At 60.9% G+C, this 17,280-nt stretch carries 10 protein-coding genes; 2 read left to right on the forward strand and 8 right to left on the reverse strand.

From position 1 onward, the window contains the following. Positions 1–71 precede the first annotated feature (71 nt). The gene (locus tag BMZ57_RS12885; protein WP_069672988.1) at positions 72–5,876 is read left to right on the forward strand and encodes an MG2 domain-containing protein; all 5,805 of its coding nucleotides are present in this window, start codon (positions 72–74) and stop codon (positions 5,874–5,876) included. Then, positions 5,857–8,154 carry a penicillin-binding protein 1C gene (gene pbpC, locus BMZ57_RS12890; protein WP_045791476.1) on the forward strand — a complete coding sequence of 766 codons (2,298 nt, stop codon included), beginning with the start codon at positions 5,857–5,859 and terminating at the stop codon, positions 8,152–8,154. The genes BMZ57_RS12885 and pbpC overlap by 20 nt, the downstream gene beginning before the upstream one ends. A 36-nt stretch (positions 8,155–8,190) precedes the next feature. Here pbpC and BMZ57_RS12895 read toward each other — a convergent pair whose 3' ends face one another. The 8 genes from BMZ57_RS12895 to atpA form a co-directional block, all read right to left on the reverse strand. Further along, a complete protein-coding gene (locus tag BMZ57_RS12895) occupies positions 8,191–8,556 on the reverse strand; it encodes an avidin-fold protein (RefSeq protein WP_021491439.1) in 366 nt (121 codons plus the stop codon). Between the two features lie 60 nt (positions 8,557–8,616). Beyond that, complete coding sequence (gene glmS, locus BMZ57_RS12900; RefSeq protein ID WP_010207680.1) at positions 8,617–10,449, reverse strand: glutamine--fructose-6-phosphate transaminase (isomerizing); 1,833 nt, start codon at positions 10,447–10,449, stop codon at positions 8,617–8,619. Positions 10,450–10,459: 10 nt separating this feature from the next. Beyond that, positions 10,460–11,227, reverse strand: coding sequence for a DeoR/GlpR family DNA-binding transcription regulator (locus BMZ57_RS12905; protein ID WP_010207681.1), 768 nt, complete (start codon positions 11,225–11,227; stop codon positions 10,460–10,462). A gap of 228 nt (positions 11,228–11,455) precedes the next feature. Further along, the gene (gene glmU / locus BMZ57_RS12910; RefSeq protein ID WP_010207682.1) at positions 11,456–12,823 is read right to left on the reverse strand and encodes a bifunctional UDP-N-acetylglucosamine diphosphorylase/glucosamine-1-phosphate N-acetyltransferase GlmU; all 1,368 of its coding nucleotides are present in this window, start codon (positions 12,821–12,823) and stop codon (positions 11,456–11,458) included. Positions 12,824–12,946: 123 nt separating this feature from the next. Beyond that, positions 12,947–13,363, reverse strand: a complete 417-nt coding sequence (locus tag BMZ57_RS12915) for a F0F1 ATP synthase subunit epsilon (RefSeq protein WP_003177061.1) — start codon at positions 13,361–13,363, stop codon at positions 12,947–12,949. Between the two features lie 44 nt (positions 13,364–13,407). Next, positions 13,408–14,784, reverse strand: a complete 1,377-nt coding sequence (gene atpD / locus BMZ57_RS12920) for a F0F1 ATP synthase subunit beta (RefSeq protein WP_010207684.1) — start codon at positions 14,782–14,784, stop codon at positions 13,408–13,410. A 27-nt stretch (positions 14,785–14,811) separates the two neighbouring features. Then, on the reverse strand, positions 14,812–15,672 hold the full coding sequence (gene atpG / locus BMZ57_RS12925; RefSeq protein WP_010207685.1) for a F0F1 ATP synthase subunit gamma: 861 nt from the start codon (positions 15,670–15,672) through the stop codon (positions 14,812–14,814). A 50-nt stretch (positions 15,673–15,722) separates the two neighbouring features. Then, positions 15,723–17,267: a F0F1 ATP synthase subunit alpha gene (gene atpA, locus BMZ57_RS12930; RefSeq protein ID WP_010207686.1), complete on the reverse strand. Its 1,545-nt coding sequence runs from the start codon at positions 17,265–17,267 to the stop codon at positions 15,723–15,725. Between the last annotated feature and the right edge of the window lie 13 nt (positions 17,268–17,280).

Below are 17,280 nucleotides of genomic sequence, written 5' to 3' on the forward strand. Positions count from 1 at the left end.
AGCGTATCGGCGTCATCTTTTGTGTCAAAGAGGCGTGTAAGATACGCCGCACTTAGCCAGGGATGCTCACCATGTTCGATTCGTTCAAAGCGATCAGCCGCCGTGTTGTCGGTGCGTTATTGACTGTGGTGGGGGCCGTCTTTGGTCAATGGCATCCGCCGTTCTGGTTGCGTGCCATCGGCCGTGGGCTGGCGAACCTGGGCAACAAGGCGCGCGCTTATCCGCGCCAAACCGGTGCCGGCTTATTGGGTCTGGTGTTGCTGGCGGCCGCCGGCTTCTACGGCTGGCACTGGTATTCCAACCTGCCGCAGCCGCATACCGCGAGCTATTCGCTGCACAAACCGAACCTCACCGACTACACCCAGCAAACCCCGCTTGTGGATAACTTGCAGGTGCGCTTCAGCGAATCCGTGGCGCCGCTGTCGGCCATCGGCAAGCCGGTTACCGAGGGCATCACCCTCAAACCAGCGGTTGCGGGCACCTGGCGCTGGGCAGATGACCGCAGCCTGTTGTTCGTACCGGAAAAAGACTGGCCCATCGACGCCCATTACACCTTGGACATGGCGAAGAAAGACCTGTTGGCCGATGGCGTGTTACTGGACCAATACAGCACGCAGTTTTCCACCCAACCGTTTCGCGCCACCCTGGCACAAAACGAGCTGTACCAGGACCCGTCCAACCCGACGCTGAAACAGCTGGTGGCGACCTTCCATTTTTCCCACCCGGTGGATGAAGACAACCTACGCAAGCGCGTCACGGTAACCCTCGGCAAAGGCCTGGCCTACCGCGACGCCCAATTGCCCAACCGCCCGGAAATCACCTTCGACGAGAAAAAACTCAACGCCTACGTACGCTCCGCCGCCCTGGCCACGCCACTTGAAAGCACGCCGGTCAGCGCCAAGCTCGACGAAGGTATCAAGGCCCGCGACGGTGGCAACGCCAGCACCGCGCCGCTGGTGGCGGAAGTCACCGTGCCCGGTCGCTATCGCCTGACCTTTACCGGCGCCGAAGTGAGTTTTGTCGACAACGCGCGTGGTGAACCAGAGCCGGTGTTGATGTTCAGCAGCTCCAACGCTGTAGCCGACGACACCATCGCCGGTAAGGTCCAGGCCTGGCTGTTGCCGGAAAAAGCCCAGGACGACACGCGCCCCTACAGCAGCAACGACATCGACGACGCCCTGCTCGCCCGCAGCAGCAAGGTTAACCTGACCCACGTGCCGAGCGTCGAACCGCTGAATACCCTGCACGCCTTCAAATTCAAGGCCCCGGCGGGTCGCGCCGTGTATGTACGCGTACCCGCCAACCTGGAAGCCATCGGCGGCTACCTGGCGAAGAATCCTACGGCGTCGCTGATCAGCATGCCCGCGTACCCGCGCACCCTGCAGTTCCTGTCTGAAGGCGCCTTGCTCAGCCTCAACGGTGAAAAACGCCTGGGCTTCATGGCCCGTGGTGTGCCTGGCGCCCATGTGGAAATCGCCCGCCTGCTGCCCAACCAGTTGCAACACTTGGTGGACCAGAGCAGCGGCAGCTTTGCCCGGCCGAACTTCGGCAACGAATACTTCGACCGCATGGTTGAGCGTCAATCGCTGGACATCCCGCTGTCGTCCAATGACCCCGCGAAAACCGTCTACGACAATGTGGACCTCAGCCACTACCTCACGGCCAATGGCGGGCGCCGCGGCATTTTCGTGCTCAAGCTGAGCCCCCAGGATGATCCGGCCCAGCGCACCTTCGAATACGACCGCAGCAGCACCAGCGACCTGCGTTTTATCGTGGTGACGGACCTGGGCATCATCGCCAAGCGCTCCAGCGATGGCAGCCACGATGTGTATGTGCAGTCCATCGGCAATGGTTCGCCCGTCGCCGACGCGCAAGTCGACATCATCGGCCGCAACGGTTTGCCGGTGAGCAGCGGCCACACTGACGGCGAAGGCCACGCGCATTTCGCCAAGCTGGATGAACTGCGCCGTGAGAAAACGCCGCTGATGTATGTAGTCACTCGCGGCAATGACCAGTCGTTCCTGCCGATCGCCCGTCAGTCCCAGCAACTGGATCTGTCGCGATTCGATGTAGGCGGTTTGGAAGAAGACGGTGCGATCGATCGCCTCAGCGCCTACCTGTTTACCGACCGCGGCCTTTACCGGCCTGGGGAAACCGCGCATCTGGGCATGATCGTGCGCAGCGGCAATTGGAAAGGCGCCCTGCAAGGCTTGCCGGTGGAACTGCAAATCACCGACCCGCGCGGACTGGAAGTGATTCGCCAGCCGTTGAAGCTGTCCGCCAGCGGTTTTGAAACCTTTGATTTCCCCAGCAGCGAAGTCGCCCCCGCCGGGGAATACACCGCGACCTTGCAGTTGATCGGCCAAAAGCAGACCCGCACCGACCTGGGCAGCGTGAGCTTCAAGGTCCGCGACTTCGAGCCGGACCGCATGAAGGTCAGCCTGAGCCTGCATGACACACCTGTTCAGGGTTGGATTCCACCGGACCAGGTGGTGGCCAAGGTCACCGCCATGCACCTGTTCGGCGCTCCGGCATCAGGGCGTCGTGTCACCGCGAAGATGTCCCTGAGCCCGACGCTCGCGGCGTTTGACCGTTACCCGGATTACCGTTTCCGCCTCAACGACTCCCTGGAAGACGCCACCACTGAAGACCTGGCGGAAACCACCGTCGACGACAACGGCCAGGCCGTGCTCGACCTCAACCTGCAACGCTTCGCCAACAGCACCTACCGCCTGCAGGTAATGAGCCAGGTGTTCGAAGCCGAAGGCGGCCGTAATGTGGCGGCGCAAAGTGCCTTGCTGGTGTCGTCCGCACCTTATCTGGTCGGTGTGAAAAGTCAGGACTCGCTGTCGTACGTCGCCAAGGATGCGCCGCGCCAGGTTCAATGGCTGGCCGTCGCGCCGGACCTTTCGCCACTGGCGGTGGACGGCCTGACCAGCGAAGTGGTCGAGCACCGTTATGTGTCGGTGCTGGTGAAACAGTCCAACGGCGCCTACAAGTACGAGTCGCGCATCAAGAACATCAGCCAACCCGCCTCACCGCTGGTGATGACGAAAGAAGGCGCCAAGCAAACGTTAAACACGTCAACGCCGGGCGATTTCACCCTGCAGTTAAAGGACGCCAACGGCAACCTGCTCAACCAGGTCGACTACAGCGTGGCCGGGCACGGCAACACATCGCGCTCCCTGGAACGCAACGCCGAGCTGCAACTGCGTCTGGATAAACCCAGCTACGCCACCGGTGATGAGATCGCCATCAGCATTCGTGCCCCGTATACCGGTGCCGGCTTGATCACCATCGAACGCGACAAGGTCTACACCCAGCAGTGGTTCAAGGCCGACAGCACCAACAGCGTGCAACACATCCGCGTACCGGCAGGGCTTGAGGGCAATGCCTACGTCAACGTGCAGTTTGTGCGCGACATGGGCTCGGCCGAGGTGTACATGAGCCCGCTGTCCTACGGCGTGGTGCCGTTCAGCATCAACCTGGATGCGCGGCGCATGGCACTGAAGGTTGAAGGCCCGGCGAAGATCGAGCCGGGGCAGACGCTGGATATCAAGGTTAACGCTGACCGTCCGGGCCGCGCAGTGGTTTACGCGGTAGACGAAGGCATTCTGCAAGTGGCGCGTTACCAGACGCCGGACCCGTTGGGCTTCTTCTTCCAGAAGCGTGCGCTGGAGGTAGGCACCAGTCAGATCCTTGACCTGATCCTGCCGGAATTCAGCCGTCTGCTCAGTGGGGCAGCGCCCGGTGGCGATACGGAAGGCGCCCTGGCCAATCACCTCAACCCGTTCAAACGCAAACATCAGCCGCCGGTGGCTTGGTGGTCTGGACTGGTCGATCTACCCGCCGGAGAAACCGTGCTGCATTACCAGGTGCCGGACAGCTTCAACGGTAAGTTGCACCTGTTTGCGGTGGCGGTGGACACCGACAGTGTGGGTGTCAGCGAAACCAATACCGAAGTACGCGGCCCGATCGTGATCACGCCAAACGTGCCTGCCTTTGTGGCACCGGGGGATGTGTTCAACGTCAGCGCCGGGGTGTTCAGCAACCTCGACACCACGGCGGATGTGAAGTTTGAACTGCAGGCCAGCGATGGCCTGAAGGTACAGGGTGACAAGGGCAGCACCCTGTCCCTGCAACCGCGCAAGGAAGGCACCGCCGAGTTCAAGATCAAGGTCGGCGAAACCCTGGGTTCGGCGGACTTGCGTTTTGTCGCAGTGTTGCCGGACGGCAAACGTATCCAGGTGGCCGAAACCACCTCGATTCGCCCACTGAGCGAGCATCGCGTCGCCCTGAGCCTGGGCCGCTTCGACAGCGCCAGCAAAGAGCTCAAGCCCACCCGCGAGCTGTTCAGCCAACTGCGTGACGTACAACTGGGCGTGGCGGCGTCGCCGCTGGTGTGGGCCAACGGCCTTAAGCATTACCTGGACGACTACGGCTACGCCTGCACCGAGCAGCTGGTGTCCAAGGCCATGCCGGCGTTGATCTGGGGCGGTAACGCGCCGGAAGCCGAACAAGCCTTCGGCAGTGCGGTACGCATGCTGCGCCAGCGCCAGAACCAGGCCGGTGGCTTCGGTTTATGGGCGGCAAACCCGGACGTGGCGCCGTACGCCAGCCTGTACGCCACCGACTTCCTGATCGAAGCCAGGGAGCGCGGCTTGCCGGTGCCGGAAGACCTGCTGGTGCGTTCGAATGCCTATCTGACGGACCTGGCCAATGGCCCGAGCGAAGGCCTGTCGGAATTGCGCAACCGCGCCTACGCCAGTTACCTGCTGAGCCGTCAGGGGATTCTGGTAAGCGGCGCATTGAGCGATATCCGCGAGCGCTACGAAAACTACTTCAAGGACAGTTGGCAGAACGACTTGGGCGCCGCCTACCTGGCGGCCAGCTATAAACTGCTCAAACAGGATCGCCAGGCTGACACGCTGTTCCGCAAAATCCCTTGGCGCTCACTTGTGGATAAGTGGGACAGCGATGGCCTCTACTACGACCCCCTGGTGCACGATGCCGAACACTTGCACCTGCTGGCGCGGCATTTCCCAGAGCTGATGGACTATGTACCTACAGCGCTGCTGGATAAACTCGGTAAGCGCCTCAACGAGCAGCGTTACAACTCGCTGTCGGCGGCCCTGCTGCTGCGCGCCCTGGACAATTACGGCCAACGTGCGCAAAGCGACATGACCCTCAAGGCCACGGCCTGGCTGGGGGACAAACAGCAGCAATTGCTGGAGATGGCCGGGCAACCGCCGCGCGCCGCTGTGCCGGGCGCTACGCAGAAGCTGGTGATGGAAAAATCCGACGGCCCGGCAGCGTTCTACATGCTCAGCGAAGCCGGTTTCGACAAGGGCGCCAAGCTCAAGCCGATCAACAATGGCCTGGAGATCATCCACGAATACCTCGACCTCAAGGGCGAGCCGGTGAGCACGGTCGCGGTAGGCGATGAGTTCCTGGTGCGCCTGCGCCTGCGCGCGACCGACCGTGACCAAGTACAACAAGTGGCCGTAGTCGACTTGCTCCCCGGTGGCGTCGAGCCTGTGTATAACTTGCCGCCGGAGCCAGAAGCCGCCAGCAGCGAGGACGGTGAAGGCGAAGCGTCCGAGTACGTGGAAGAGGACAGCCAGGAAGAAGAAAGCTGGCAAGCACCTATCGGCGAAACCGAGCTGAGCAACTGGCAGCCGGAGTACGTGGACGTACGTGATGATCGAGTGGTGTTGTACGGCACCGCACTGCGCGATGTAGGCACTTTCGTCTACCGCGTGCGTGCCACCAACGCCGGCACCTTCAACACGCCACCGGCCTACGCCGAAGGCATGTACGAAACCACCCTGCAAGGGCGCGGTAAAGTAGGCCAGCTTGAAATCACCCAGCCTTAAGCGCCTGACGCCGCTGCTCGCAGCGGCGGTGATGCTGGCGGGGTTGCGGCTGTGGCCCCATGTCCCGCTGGAGCAAGCAGTCACGTCATCACGCGTGGTGTTGGCCGATGATGGCTCGCTGCTGCGCATGACGTTGGCCGATGACGGGCAATACCGACTTTGGCTACCGCTGGAGCGGATATCGCCTTCACTGGTCGAAGCCTTGCTGCTCAAGGAAGACCGCAACTTCTACTGGCACCCGGGGATCAACCCCCCGGCATTGGTGCGCGCGGCTGTGACCACCTACAGCGGTGGCCAGCGCCAGGGCGGCTCGACCTTGAGCATGCAACTGGCACGGCGCCTGTGGGACTTGAACACCCGACAGGTGCCGGGCAAGTTGCAGCAGATGGCCTTGGCGCTGTGGCTGGAGGCGCGCTACAGCAAGCACGACATCCTTGAGGCCTACCTGAACCTCGCGCCCATGGGCGGCAATATCGAAGGCGCCGAGGCGGCCAGCCGGATCTACTTTGGCAAGTCGGCGGCGCAGCTGTCGCTGTCCGAAGCACTGGCGCTGGCGGTGATTCCGCAGCAGCCGGGGCGACGCGCACGCTTCGGGCCGTCGCTGCAACATGCGCGGCAGCGCTTGATGGCCGACTGGCGCGAGACGTATCCACAAGACCCACGTAACGACAGTTTGCTGGACTTGCCTCTGGAGGCGCGCAACCGCCAGCAGATTCCGTTCCTGGCGCCGCATTTGAGTGAACAACTGCTGGCGTCCCAGCCTGGCAATGAGCTGAACAGCACCCTCAACCTACCACTGCAACACTTGCTCGAACGCCTGATCAGCGGCTTCATCGCCGAGCGTCGCAGCACGGGTGTGGAAAACGCCACGGCGATCCTGATCGACAGCCGCGACCAGAGCGTCAAGGCGCTGGTGGGATCGGCGGATTACTTATCCACACGCCTTCACGGCCAGGTCAATGGCGTGCTGTCGCGGCGCTCGCCGGGCTCGACACTCAAGCCGTTCCTGTATGGGCTGGCGCTGGACCAAGGGGTGATTCACCCCATGAGTATCCTCAAGGACCTGCCGAGTAACTTCGGCTACTTCCAGCCGGAAAATTTCGACGGCAGTTTTGTCGGGCCGCTGACCGCGCGGGATGCCCTGATCCGTAGTCGCAACATCCCGGCGGTGTGGCTTGCCAGCCAAGTCAAGTCGCCTTCCTTGTATGGATTGCTGCAACGCGCCGGGATAAAAGGCCTGCGTGACGAAAGCCATTACGGCCTGGCCCTGGCCCTCGGTGGGGGTGAAATGACCCCGGAGGAACTGGCGCGACTGTATGTGATGCTGGCCGGTGACGGGCACCTGCGGCCATTGCGCTATCTGCAGGAACAACCGCAATCCACCGGCGCGCAACTGCTCACGCCCCAGGCGGCGTTCATGGTGCGCGACATGCTGCGCCGAAACCCACGCCCGGATGGCCTGCCCGGCCGCCATTGGCGCACCGCCTGGAAAACCGGCACGTCCTGGGGGTTTCACGATGCGTGGAGTGCGGGATTGGTGGGTCCCTACGTGCTGGTGGTGTGGGTGGGCAACTTCGATGGCCGGCCGAACCCTGCATTCATCGGCGCCAAGACCGCCGCGCCGTTGTTCTTCCGCATCGCCGACGCCCTGCCCCTGGCGTTGCCCAACGTGGTGATCAAAGCCGACAAACCGCCTGCCGGCTTAGTGCGCATCGACGTCTGCGCGGCGTCCGGCGAGTTGCCCAACCGCTGGTGCCCGCAGACCCGCAAGACCTGGTACATCCCCGGTGTGTCGCCGATTCGCGTGTCCAACCTGCACCGCCCCGTGCTGATCGACACCCGCACCGGCAAGGCCGCCTGCCCACCGTTCGACGCACACTACACGCGCGAAGAAGTCTTCGAATTCTGGCCCAGTGACGTGCAACGCTTGTACCGCGCCGCCGGCCTTCCACGGCGTACCCCGCCAAACGTAATGAAAAACTGCCAGCCCAACCGCCTCAGTGACCAGAGCGAAGCCCCGCAGATTCGTTCACCGCTGACCCAGGTGAGCTATCAATTGCGCCTGTCCCAGCCCCAGGAAAGCATCCCGCTGAATGCCAACGCCGCCAGCGACGCTGCCACACTGTACTGGTTTGCTGATCAAACTTTGATCGGCCAGGGTCCGCCGCACACCACGCTGAACTGGCGCCCGGGAAAGTCGGGGGAGTATCGGTTGCGAGTCAGTGATGATCAGGGGCGCAGCGCGAGTCGCGGGTTGAAGGTGGAGTTTGTGCCCTGATCAGGCTGCTTATTGCGCAGCACCGACACGCGCTGGTTAACGGGAGACACACTCCACGTAACCGGACTCTCCACCGCCCATGGCCCCCGACAACCAGCCCCATTCAAAAGCCAGCGTCGTCAGACCCGCGTGATCAATGCCTACCGTGCCACGCGACCAACCGGACAGCAGCTCACCCTCCAGGGTCAGGCACTGAAACAGCAATTCGATAGTGTCCGGGCCTGTCACTCGTCCCACTTGCGTGCCCAGGCGAATCCGCCCGCCCTGGTAAGTGCCAGAGATGGCATCACCTTCGACAAGGTAATGAAATACCGTGCCCGAACCGGACAGCCCCTGGGCATTGTTGGCGACGGTGAACCGGCGGTTGTTCAAACGCTGGTGGATCTGGGAGGGGGGTTGCATCGAGGGCGCGTCCTTTCGCGGGAGCCTGGAGACCCGGGCGGGCCTCCAGGAGGGGGCGTGTTACTCCACCGTCACCGACTTAGCCAGGTTGCGCGGCTGGTCGACGTCAGTGCCTTTCAACACAGCGACGTAGTACGACAGCAACTGCAGCGGAATGGTGTAGAGGATCGGCGACAGGGTGTCGTTGATATGCGGCATGTTGATGACGTGAGTGCCTTCACCATTGGTCATGCCGGCTTTTTCATCGGCGAACACCACCAGTTGGCCGCCACGGGCGCGGACTTCCTGCAAGTTGGACTTGAGCTTTTCCAGCAGTTCGTTGTTCGGCGCCACGGTGACCACCGGCATGTCGTCATCCACCAGGGCCAGTGGGCCGTGCTTGAGTTCGCCGGCCGGGTAGGCTTCGGCGTGGATGTACGAGATTTCCTTGAGCTTGAGCGAACCTTCCATGGCCACCGGGTATTGCGCGCCACGACCGAGGAACAGGGTGTGGTTCTTGTCGGCGAACAGCTCGGCGACTTTTTCCACGGTGCTGTCCATGGCCAACGCTTCACCGAGACGGGCTGGCAGGCGGCGCAGTTCTTCGACCAGCGTGGCTTCGACGCCTTCGGCCAGGGTGCCACGCACTTGACCCAGAGACAGGGTCAGCAGCAACAGGCCAACCAACTGGGTGGTGAAGGCTTTGGTGGACGCCACGCCGATTTCGCGACCGGCCTGGGTCAGCAGGGTCAGGTCGGATTCACGCACCAGGGAGCTGATGCTGACGTTACAGATCGCCAGGCTGGCCAGGAACCCCAACTCCTTGGCATTGCGCAGGGCGGCCAGGGTGTCGGCGGTTTCGCCGGACTGCGAGATGGTCACGAACAGGGTGTCGGGCTGCACCACCACCTTGCGGTAGCGGAACTCGCTGGCGACTTCCACCTGGCAAGGGATGCCGGCGAGTTCTTCCAGCCAATAACGGGCAACCATGCCGGCGTGGTAACTGGTGCCACAGGCAACGATCTGCACGTTGCGCACTTTGGCGAACAGCTCGGCGGCTTGTGGACCAAAGGCGTTGACCAGCACTTGGTTCTGGCTCAGGCGACCTTCCAGGGTGCGTTGCACCACGGACGGTTGCTCGTGGATTTCCTTGAGCATGAAGTGGCGGAACTCGCCCTTATCGGCAGCTTCGGCGCCGTCGCGGTATTGCACGGCTTCGCGCTCGACGGACTGGCCGTTTACATCCCAGATCTGCACGCTTTCACGGCGAATGTCGGCGATATCGCCTTCTTCCAGGTACATGAAGCGGTCGGTGACCTGGCGCAGGGCCAGTTGGTCGGAGGCGAGGAAGTTTTCGCCCAGCCCCAGGCCGATCACCAGCGGGCTGCCACTGCGAGCAGCAACCACGCGGTCCGGTTGGCTGGCGCTGACCACGGCCAGGCCGTAGGCGCCGTGTAGCTCTTTAACGGTGGCCTTGAGGGCGACGGTCAGGTCGCCCAGGTCCTTGAGCTTGTGGTTGAGCAGGTGGGCGATGACTTCGGTGTCGGTGTCCGAGGTGAACACGTAGCCCTGGCCCTTGAGTTGTTCACGCAACACTTCGTGGTTTTCAATGATGCCGTTGTGGACCACCGCCAGGTCGCCCGAGAAATGCGGGTGGGCGTTGCGTTCGCAGGGTGCACCGTGGGTCGCCCAACGGGTGTGGGCGATGCCCAGACGGCCGACCAGCGGCTCACCGTTCAAGGCTTGCTCCAACTCGCTTACCTTGCCCGGACGGCGCATGCGCTCCAGCTTGCCGGCGTTGGTGAAGACCGCCACACCGGCGCTGTCATAGCCGCGGTATTCCAGGCGCTTGAGGCCTTCGATCAAAATCGGGGTGATGTTGCGTTCAGCGACTGCGCCTACGATGCCACACATGATGTTTCTCCTAGATGATTGCCGCGCATATCAGCGTAATGCCGCGGGCTTGGATCTGGTCGCGGGCCTCAAGCGGCAGGCGATCATCGGTGATAAGGGTATGGACGCTGCTCCACGGCAGTTCCAGGTTGGGAATCTTGCGGCCGATCTTGTCGGATTCGACCATCACCACCACTTCACGAGCGACCTCGGCCATGACGCGGCTCAGGCCCAGCAATTCGTTGAAGGTGGTGGTACCCCGTTGCAGATCGATGCCGTCGGCGCCGATAAACAGCTGGTCAAAGTCATAGGAACGCAGCACTTGCTCGGCGACCTGGCCCTGGAACGAGTCCGAATGCGGGTCCCAGGTGCCACCGGTCATCAATAGCACTGGCTCATGCTCCAGTTCGCTTAACGCGCGGGCGACGTGGAGGGAGTTGGTCATCACCACCAGGCCGGGCTGGTGGCCCAACTCGGGGATCATGGCGGCGGTGGTGCTGCCGCTGTCGATGATGATGCGCGCGTGTTCGCGCAGGCGCATGACGGCAGCACGGGCAATGGCGCGCTTGTACACCGAGATGGGCTGGGTGGCGTCGCCCACCAGTTCCTGGGGCATGGTGATCGCGCCACCGTAGCGGCGCAGCAACAGGCCATTGCTTTCGAGGGCGGCCAGGTCCTTGCGGATCGTGACTTCCGAAGTTTCGAAACGCTTGGCCAACTCGTCCACGCTGACTTCGCCCTGTTCATTCAGCAAGGTCAGGATGTTGTGGCGTCGCTGGGGGGTATTTCGTTTCGACATGGTAACGGTAAGTTTCGTTTCGAAAGATAACGAAGGCAATCAAAACCTATTGTCGAAAGGTCGTCAAGAGGGCGAGGACATTTTTTATTTACCCGCACACGAATGTGGGAGCGGGCTTGCTCGCGAATGCGTGGGTCCAGTCGCCACTTCCGGTGACTGGCACTTCGCATTCGCGAGCAAGCCCGCTCCCACAGGGGGTTACTTATCGCTGTCGAGAATGTGGATAAGTCAGGTCTTCTTGATTTTGACCGGGCGTTTCCAGCCGTCGATGTTGCGTTGACGGGCGCGGGCTACTGCCAGTTGGGACTTATCCACATCCTGGTTGATGGTTGAGCCTGCGGCGGTGGTGGCGCCATCGTCGAGGGTAACCGGGGCGACCAGCGAATTATTGGAACCGATAAACACGTCCGCACCAATGGTGGTCTGGTGTTTATTGGCGCCATCGTAGTTGCACGTGATGGTGCCGGCGCCGATGTTGGTTCGCGCGCCGACGGTAGCATCACCCAGGTAGGTCAGGTGACCGACTTTGGCTTCGGCATCCAACTTGGCGTTTTTCAGTTCAACAAAGTTACCCACATGGGCCTTGGCTCCCAGCACGCTACCTGGACGCAGCCGCGCAAACGGGCCGGCGTCGCTGCCCTCGCCCATCACCGCACCGTCTATGTGGCTGTTGGCCTTGATCACCACGCCCTTACGCAGGGTACTGTCCTTGATCACGCAGTTAGGACCAATTACCACGTCGTCTTCGATGACCACACGGCCTTCGAGGATCACGTTGATATCGATCAGCACGTCGCGGCCGACGGTCACTTCCCCGCGCACATCGAAACGCGCCGGGTCACGCAGGGTCACACCCTGGGCCATCAGGCGGCGGCCTTCGCGCAGTTGATAGTGACGCTCCAGCTCGGCCAGTTGCTTGCGGTCGTTGGCGCCCTGCACTTCCATCGGGTCGTGGGGCTGTTCGGTCGCAACCAGCAGGCCATCGCTTACGGCCATTTCGATGACGTCGGTGAGGTAGTACTCGCCCTGGGCGTTGTTGTTGGACAGGCGGCTCATCCAGTCGCCGAGCTTATCGGCTGGGACAGCCAGGATCCCGGTGTTGCCCTCGGTGATCGCACGCTGGGCTTCGCTAGCGTCTTTGTGCTCAACGATGGCGGCTACCTTGCCATCGGCGTTGCGCACGATACGTCCGTAGCCGGTGGGATCATCCAGTTCAACGGTCAGCAGGCCCATCTGGCCAGGCACTACGTGCTTGAGCAGGCGTTGCAGGGTTTCCACTTCAATCAGCGGCACGTCGCCGTAGAGGATCAGCACGGTGTCGGCGGTGATGAACGGCACGGCTTGGGCGGTGGCGTGGCCGGTGCCCAGCTGCTTGTCTTGCAATACGAAATTCAGATCATCCGCGGCGAGGCGTTCACGCACCGCATCGGCACCGTGCCCGATTACGACGTGAATGCGCTGTGGGTCGAGCTGCCGGGCACTGTGGATAACATGGCCCAGCATGGAATTACCGGCAACCGGGTGCAGCACCTTGGGCAAGGCCGAACGCATACGGGTGCCCTGGCCTGCGGCGAGAATGACGATTTCAAGAGACATGAGTGGCTACCAATCCTAGGCGGTCCGGCTTCAGACCAAAGAAGTGTTTTGCAAAAAAAGAAAAAGGGTAGCCGAGGCTACCCTTTTTAATCAATCGCGCTTGAAGCATGACGGCATGGCCGCTTACTTCTTGCGGATCTGCTGGAGCGTGCGCAGCTGAGCTGCAGCCTCGGCCAGACGTACAGCAGCAGCGCTGTAGTCGAAGTCCGCACCCTTTTCGTTCAGGGCCTTCTCAGCAGCCTTGACGGCTTCCTGAGCGGAGGCTTCATCCAGGTCGCCAGCACGTTGCACGGTGTCGGCAAGTACCTTGACCATGTTCGGCTGAACCTCGAGGAAACCACCGGAGATGTAAAACACCTCCTTTTCCCCGCCTTGCTTGGTCAGAGTGATCGGACCTGGCTTCAAGCTGGTGATCAACGGCGCGTGACCCATGGCAATACCAAGGTCACCGAGTTCGCCGTGTGCAATCACCATCTCTACCAGACCGGAGAAGATTTCCCCTTCCGCGCTGACGATATCGCAATGGACTGTCATAGCCATCTGATTGCCTCAACCTGATGAGCGCCCGTTTCCGGGCGCCTGGATTACAGTTTCTTGGCTTTCTCGATCGCTTCTTCGATGCCGCCGACCATGTAGAACGCTTGTTCTGGCAGGTGGTCGTAGTCACCGTTGAGGATGCCTTTGAAGCCAGCAATGGTGTCTTTCAGGGAAACGTATTTACCCGACGCACCGGTGAAGACTTCAGCCACGAAGAACGGCTGCGACAAGAAACGCTGGATCTTACGAGCACGGTTTACCAACTGCTTGTCGGCTTCCGACAGCTCGTCCATACCCAGGATCGCAATGATGTCCTTCAGTTCTTTGTAACGCTGCAGCACGTACTGAACGCCGCGAGCGGTGTCGTAGTGCTCCTGGCCGATCACGTTCGGGTCCAGCTGGCGCGAAGTCGAGTCGAGTGGATCGACCGCTGGGTAGATACCCAGGGAAGCGATGTCACGGGACAGTACGACGGTGGCGTCCAAGTGGGCGAAGGTGGTCGCTGGCGACGGGTCGGTCAAGTCATCCGCAGGTACGTATACCGCTTGGATCGAAGTGATCGAACCTTCCTTGGTCGAAGTGATACGTTCTTGCAGAACGCCCATCTCTTCAGCCAGGGTCGGCTGGTAACCTACTGCGGAAGGCATACGGCCCAGCAGTGCGGATACTTCAGTACCGGCCAGGGTGTAACGATAGATGTTGTCGACGAACAGCAGAACGTCGTTACCTTCGTCACGGAACTTCTCGGCCATGGTCAGGCCAGTCAGTGCTACGCGCAGACGGTTACCCGGCGGCTCGTTCATCTGACCGTAAACCAGTGCCACTTTGTCCAGAACGTTGGAGTCCTTCATCTCGTGGTAGAAGTCGTTACCCTCACGGGTACGCTCACCCACACCGGCGAACACGGAATAACCGCTGTGCTCGATGGCGATGTTACGGATCAGTTCCATCATGTTTACGGTCTTGCCTACACCGGCACCACCGAACAGACCGACTTTACCGCCTTTGGCGAACGGGCAAACCAGGTCGATAACCTTGATGCCGGTTTCCAGCAGGTCGTTGCCGCCAGCTTGTTCCGCGAACGAAGGTGCTGGACGGTGAATGCCCCAACGCTCTTCGGTGTCGATCGGACCAGCTTCGTCAATCGGGTTGCCCAGTACGTCCATGATCCGGCCCAGGGTCGCTTTACCGACCGGTACGGAGATGGCTGCGCCAGAGTCGACAACGTCCAGACCGCGCTTCAAGCCTTCGGTGGAACCCATCGCAATGGTACGAACTACGCCGTCGCCCAGCTGCTGCTGAACTTCCAGAGTAGTGTCCGCGCCTTGTACTTTCAGCGCGTTGTAGATGCTCGGTACGCTGTCGCGTGGAAATTCCACGTCGATAACGGCGCCGATGATTTGAACGATACGTCCGCTACTCATAGCTGGATCCTCTGAATATTTGAACCGTTAAACCGCGGCAGCGCCGCCGACGATTTCCGAGATCTCTTGGGTGATCGCAGCCTGACGCGCCTTGTTGTAGATCAGCTGCAAATCGCTGATCAGATCACCGGCGTTATCGGTAGCGTTTTTCATCGCGATCATCCGCGCCGCTTGTTCAGCTGCGTTGTTCTCGACCACCGCCTGGTACACCTGCGACTCCACGTAGCGCACCATCAAGCCGTCAAGCAGCTCTTTGGCGTCTGGTTCGTAGAGGTAGTCCCAGTGGTGCTTGAGTTCCTGATCCGGAGTCGCCACCAGTGGAATCAATTGCTCCACGGTTGGCTGCTGGGTCATGGTGTTGATGAACTTGTTGGATACCACGGAGAGGCGATCAATCCGGCCTTCCAGGTACGCATCCAGCATCACCTTCACGCTGCCGATCAAATCATTGATCGACGGCTCTTCACCCAGGTGGCTGATAGCTGCTACGACGTTACCGCCGAAGTTGCGGAAAAAGGCCGCACCCTTGCTACCAACAACACACAGATCGATCTCGACGCCTTTTTCGCGGTTTACCGCCATGTCCTTGACCAGGGCCTTGAACAGGTTGGTATTCAAACCACCGCACAAACCACGGTCACTGCTCACAACCACATAACCTACACGCTTAACTTCGCGGTCGATCATGAATGGGTGGCGGTATTCCGGGTTGGCGTTGGCCAGATGCCCAATTACCTGGCGGATACGCTCCGCATAAGGACGGCTAGCAGCCATGCGCATTTGTGCCTTGCGCATTTTGCTGACCGCCACTTTTTCCATGGCGCTGGTAATTTTTTGCGTGCTTTTGATGCTCGCAATCTTACTGCGAATCTCTTTTGCGCCTGCCATGTAACACCTATCAGGTTAGCAAGCGGGAGCCTTGCGGCTCCCGCTGCGGCTTACCAGGTTTGGGTGGCCTTGAACTTCTCGATACCGGCTTTCAGGCCAGCGTCGATTTCGTCATTGAAGTCACCCTTCACGTTGATCTTGGCCAACAAGTCGGCGTGATCGCGGTTGAAGTAAGCAATCAGCGCTTGTTCAAAGCTGCCGACCTTGGCGATTTCGACGTCAGTCAGGAACCCACGCTCAGCGGCATACAGCGACAACGCCATGTCAGCGATCGACATTGGGGCGTATTGCTTCTGCTTCATCAGCTCGGTAACGCGCTGACCATGCTCAAGTTGCTTACGGGTCGCTTCGTCCAGGTCAGAAGCGAACTGGGCGAATGCCGCCAGTTCACGGTACTGAGCCAGAGCGGTACGGATACCACCGGAGAGCTTCTTGATGATCTTGGTCTGAGCGGCACCACCCACACGGGATACCGAAACACCGGCGTTCACTGCAGGGCGGATGCCCGAGTTGAACATGGCCGATTCCAGGAAGATCTGACCGTCGGTGATGGAAATCACGTTGGTCGGAACGAACGCGGAAACGTCGCCAGCCTGGGTTTCGATGATCGGCAGTGCGGTCAGGGAACCGGTTTTGCCGGTCACTGCGCCGTTGGTGAACTTCTCTACGTACTCTTCCGAAACGCGGGATGCGCGCTCCAGCAGACGGGAGTGGAGATAGAACACGTCGCCTGGGTAAGCTTCACGGCCTGGTGGACGGCGCAGCAGCAGGGAAATCTGGCGGTAAGCCACTGCTTGCTTGGACAGATCGTCATAAACGATCAGCGCGTCTTCACCGCGGTCGCGGAAGAATTCACCCATGGTGCAACCGGCATACGGTGCCAGGTATTGCAGTGCAGGCGATTCCGAAGCACTGGCAGCCACGATGATCGTGTTTTTCAGTGCGCCGTTCTCTTCCAGCTTGCGAACCACGTTGGCGATGGTCGATTGCTTCTGACCGATGGCTACGTAGACGCAGAAAATGCCGCTGTCTTTCTGGTTGATGATCGCGTCGATCGCCAGAGCGGTTTTACCGATCTGACGGTCACCGATGATCAGCTCACGCTGGCCACGGCCGACAGGGATCATGGCATCGACAGCCTTGTAGCCAGTCTGTACAGGCTGGTCTACCGACTTACGCCAGATCACGCCTGGAGCAACTTTCTCGACCGCGTCGGTCTCGGTGTTGCCCAGTGGACCTTTGCCGTCAACAGGGTTACCCAGTGCGTCGACTACGCGACCCAGCAGTTCCTTACCAACCGGAACCTCCAGGATGCGGCCGGTGCACTTGGCGCTCATGCCTTCAGCCAGAGACTGGTAAGCGCCCAGGATAACGGCACCTACGGAGTCTTGCTCCAGGTTGAGGGCCATACCGAAGACGCCGCCCGGAAACTCGATCATCTCGCCGGACATTACGTCGGCCAGACCGTGAATCCGCACAATACCGTCAGATACGCTGACGACAGTGCCTTCGTTACGGGCTTGGGAGGTCACATCGAGCTTGTCGATGCGGCCCTTGATAATTTCACTTATTTCGGAAGGATTGAGTTGCTGCATTGCTCTGCTGCCC

Origin of the sequence: Pseudomonas simiae, from assembly GCF_900111895.1 — a bacterium.
GTDB classification, from domain to species: Bacteria; Pseudomonadota; Gammaproteobacteria; order Pseudomonadales; family Pseudomonadaceae; genus Aquipseudomonas; species Aquipseudomonas simiae.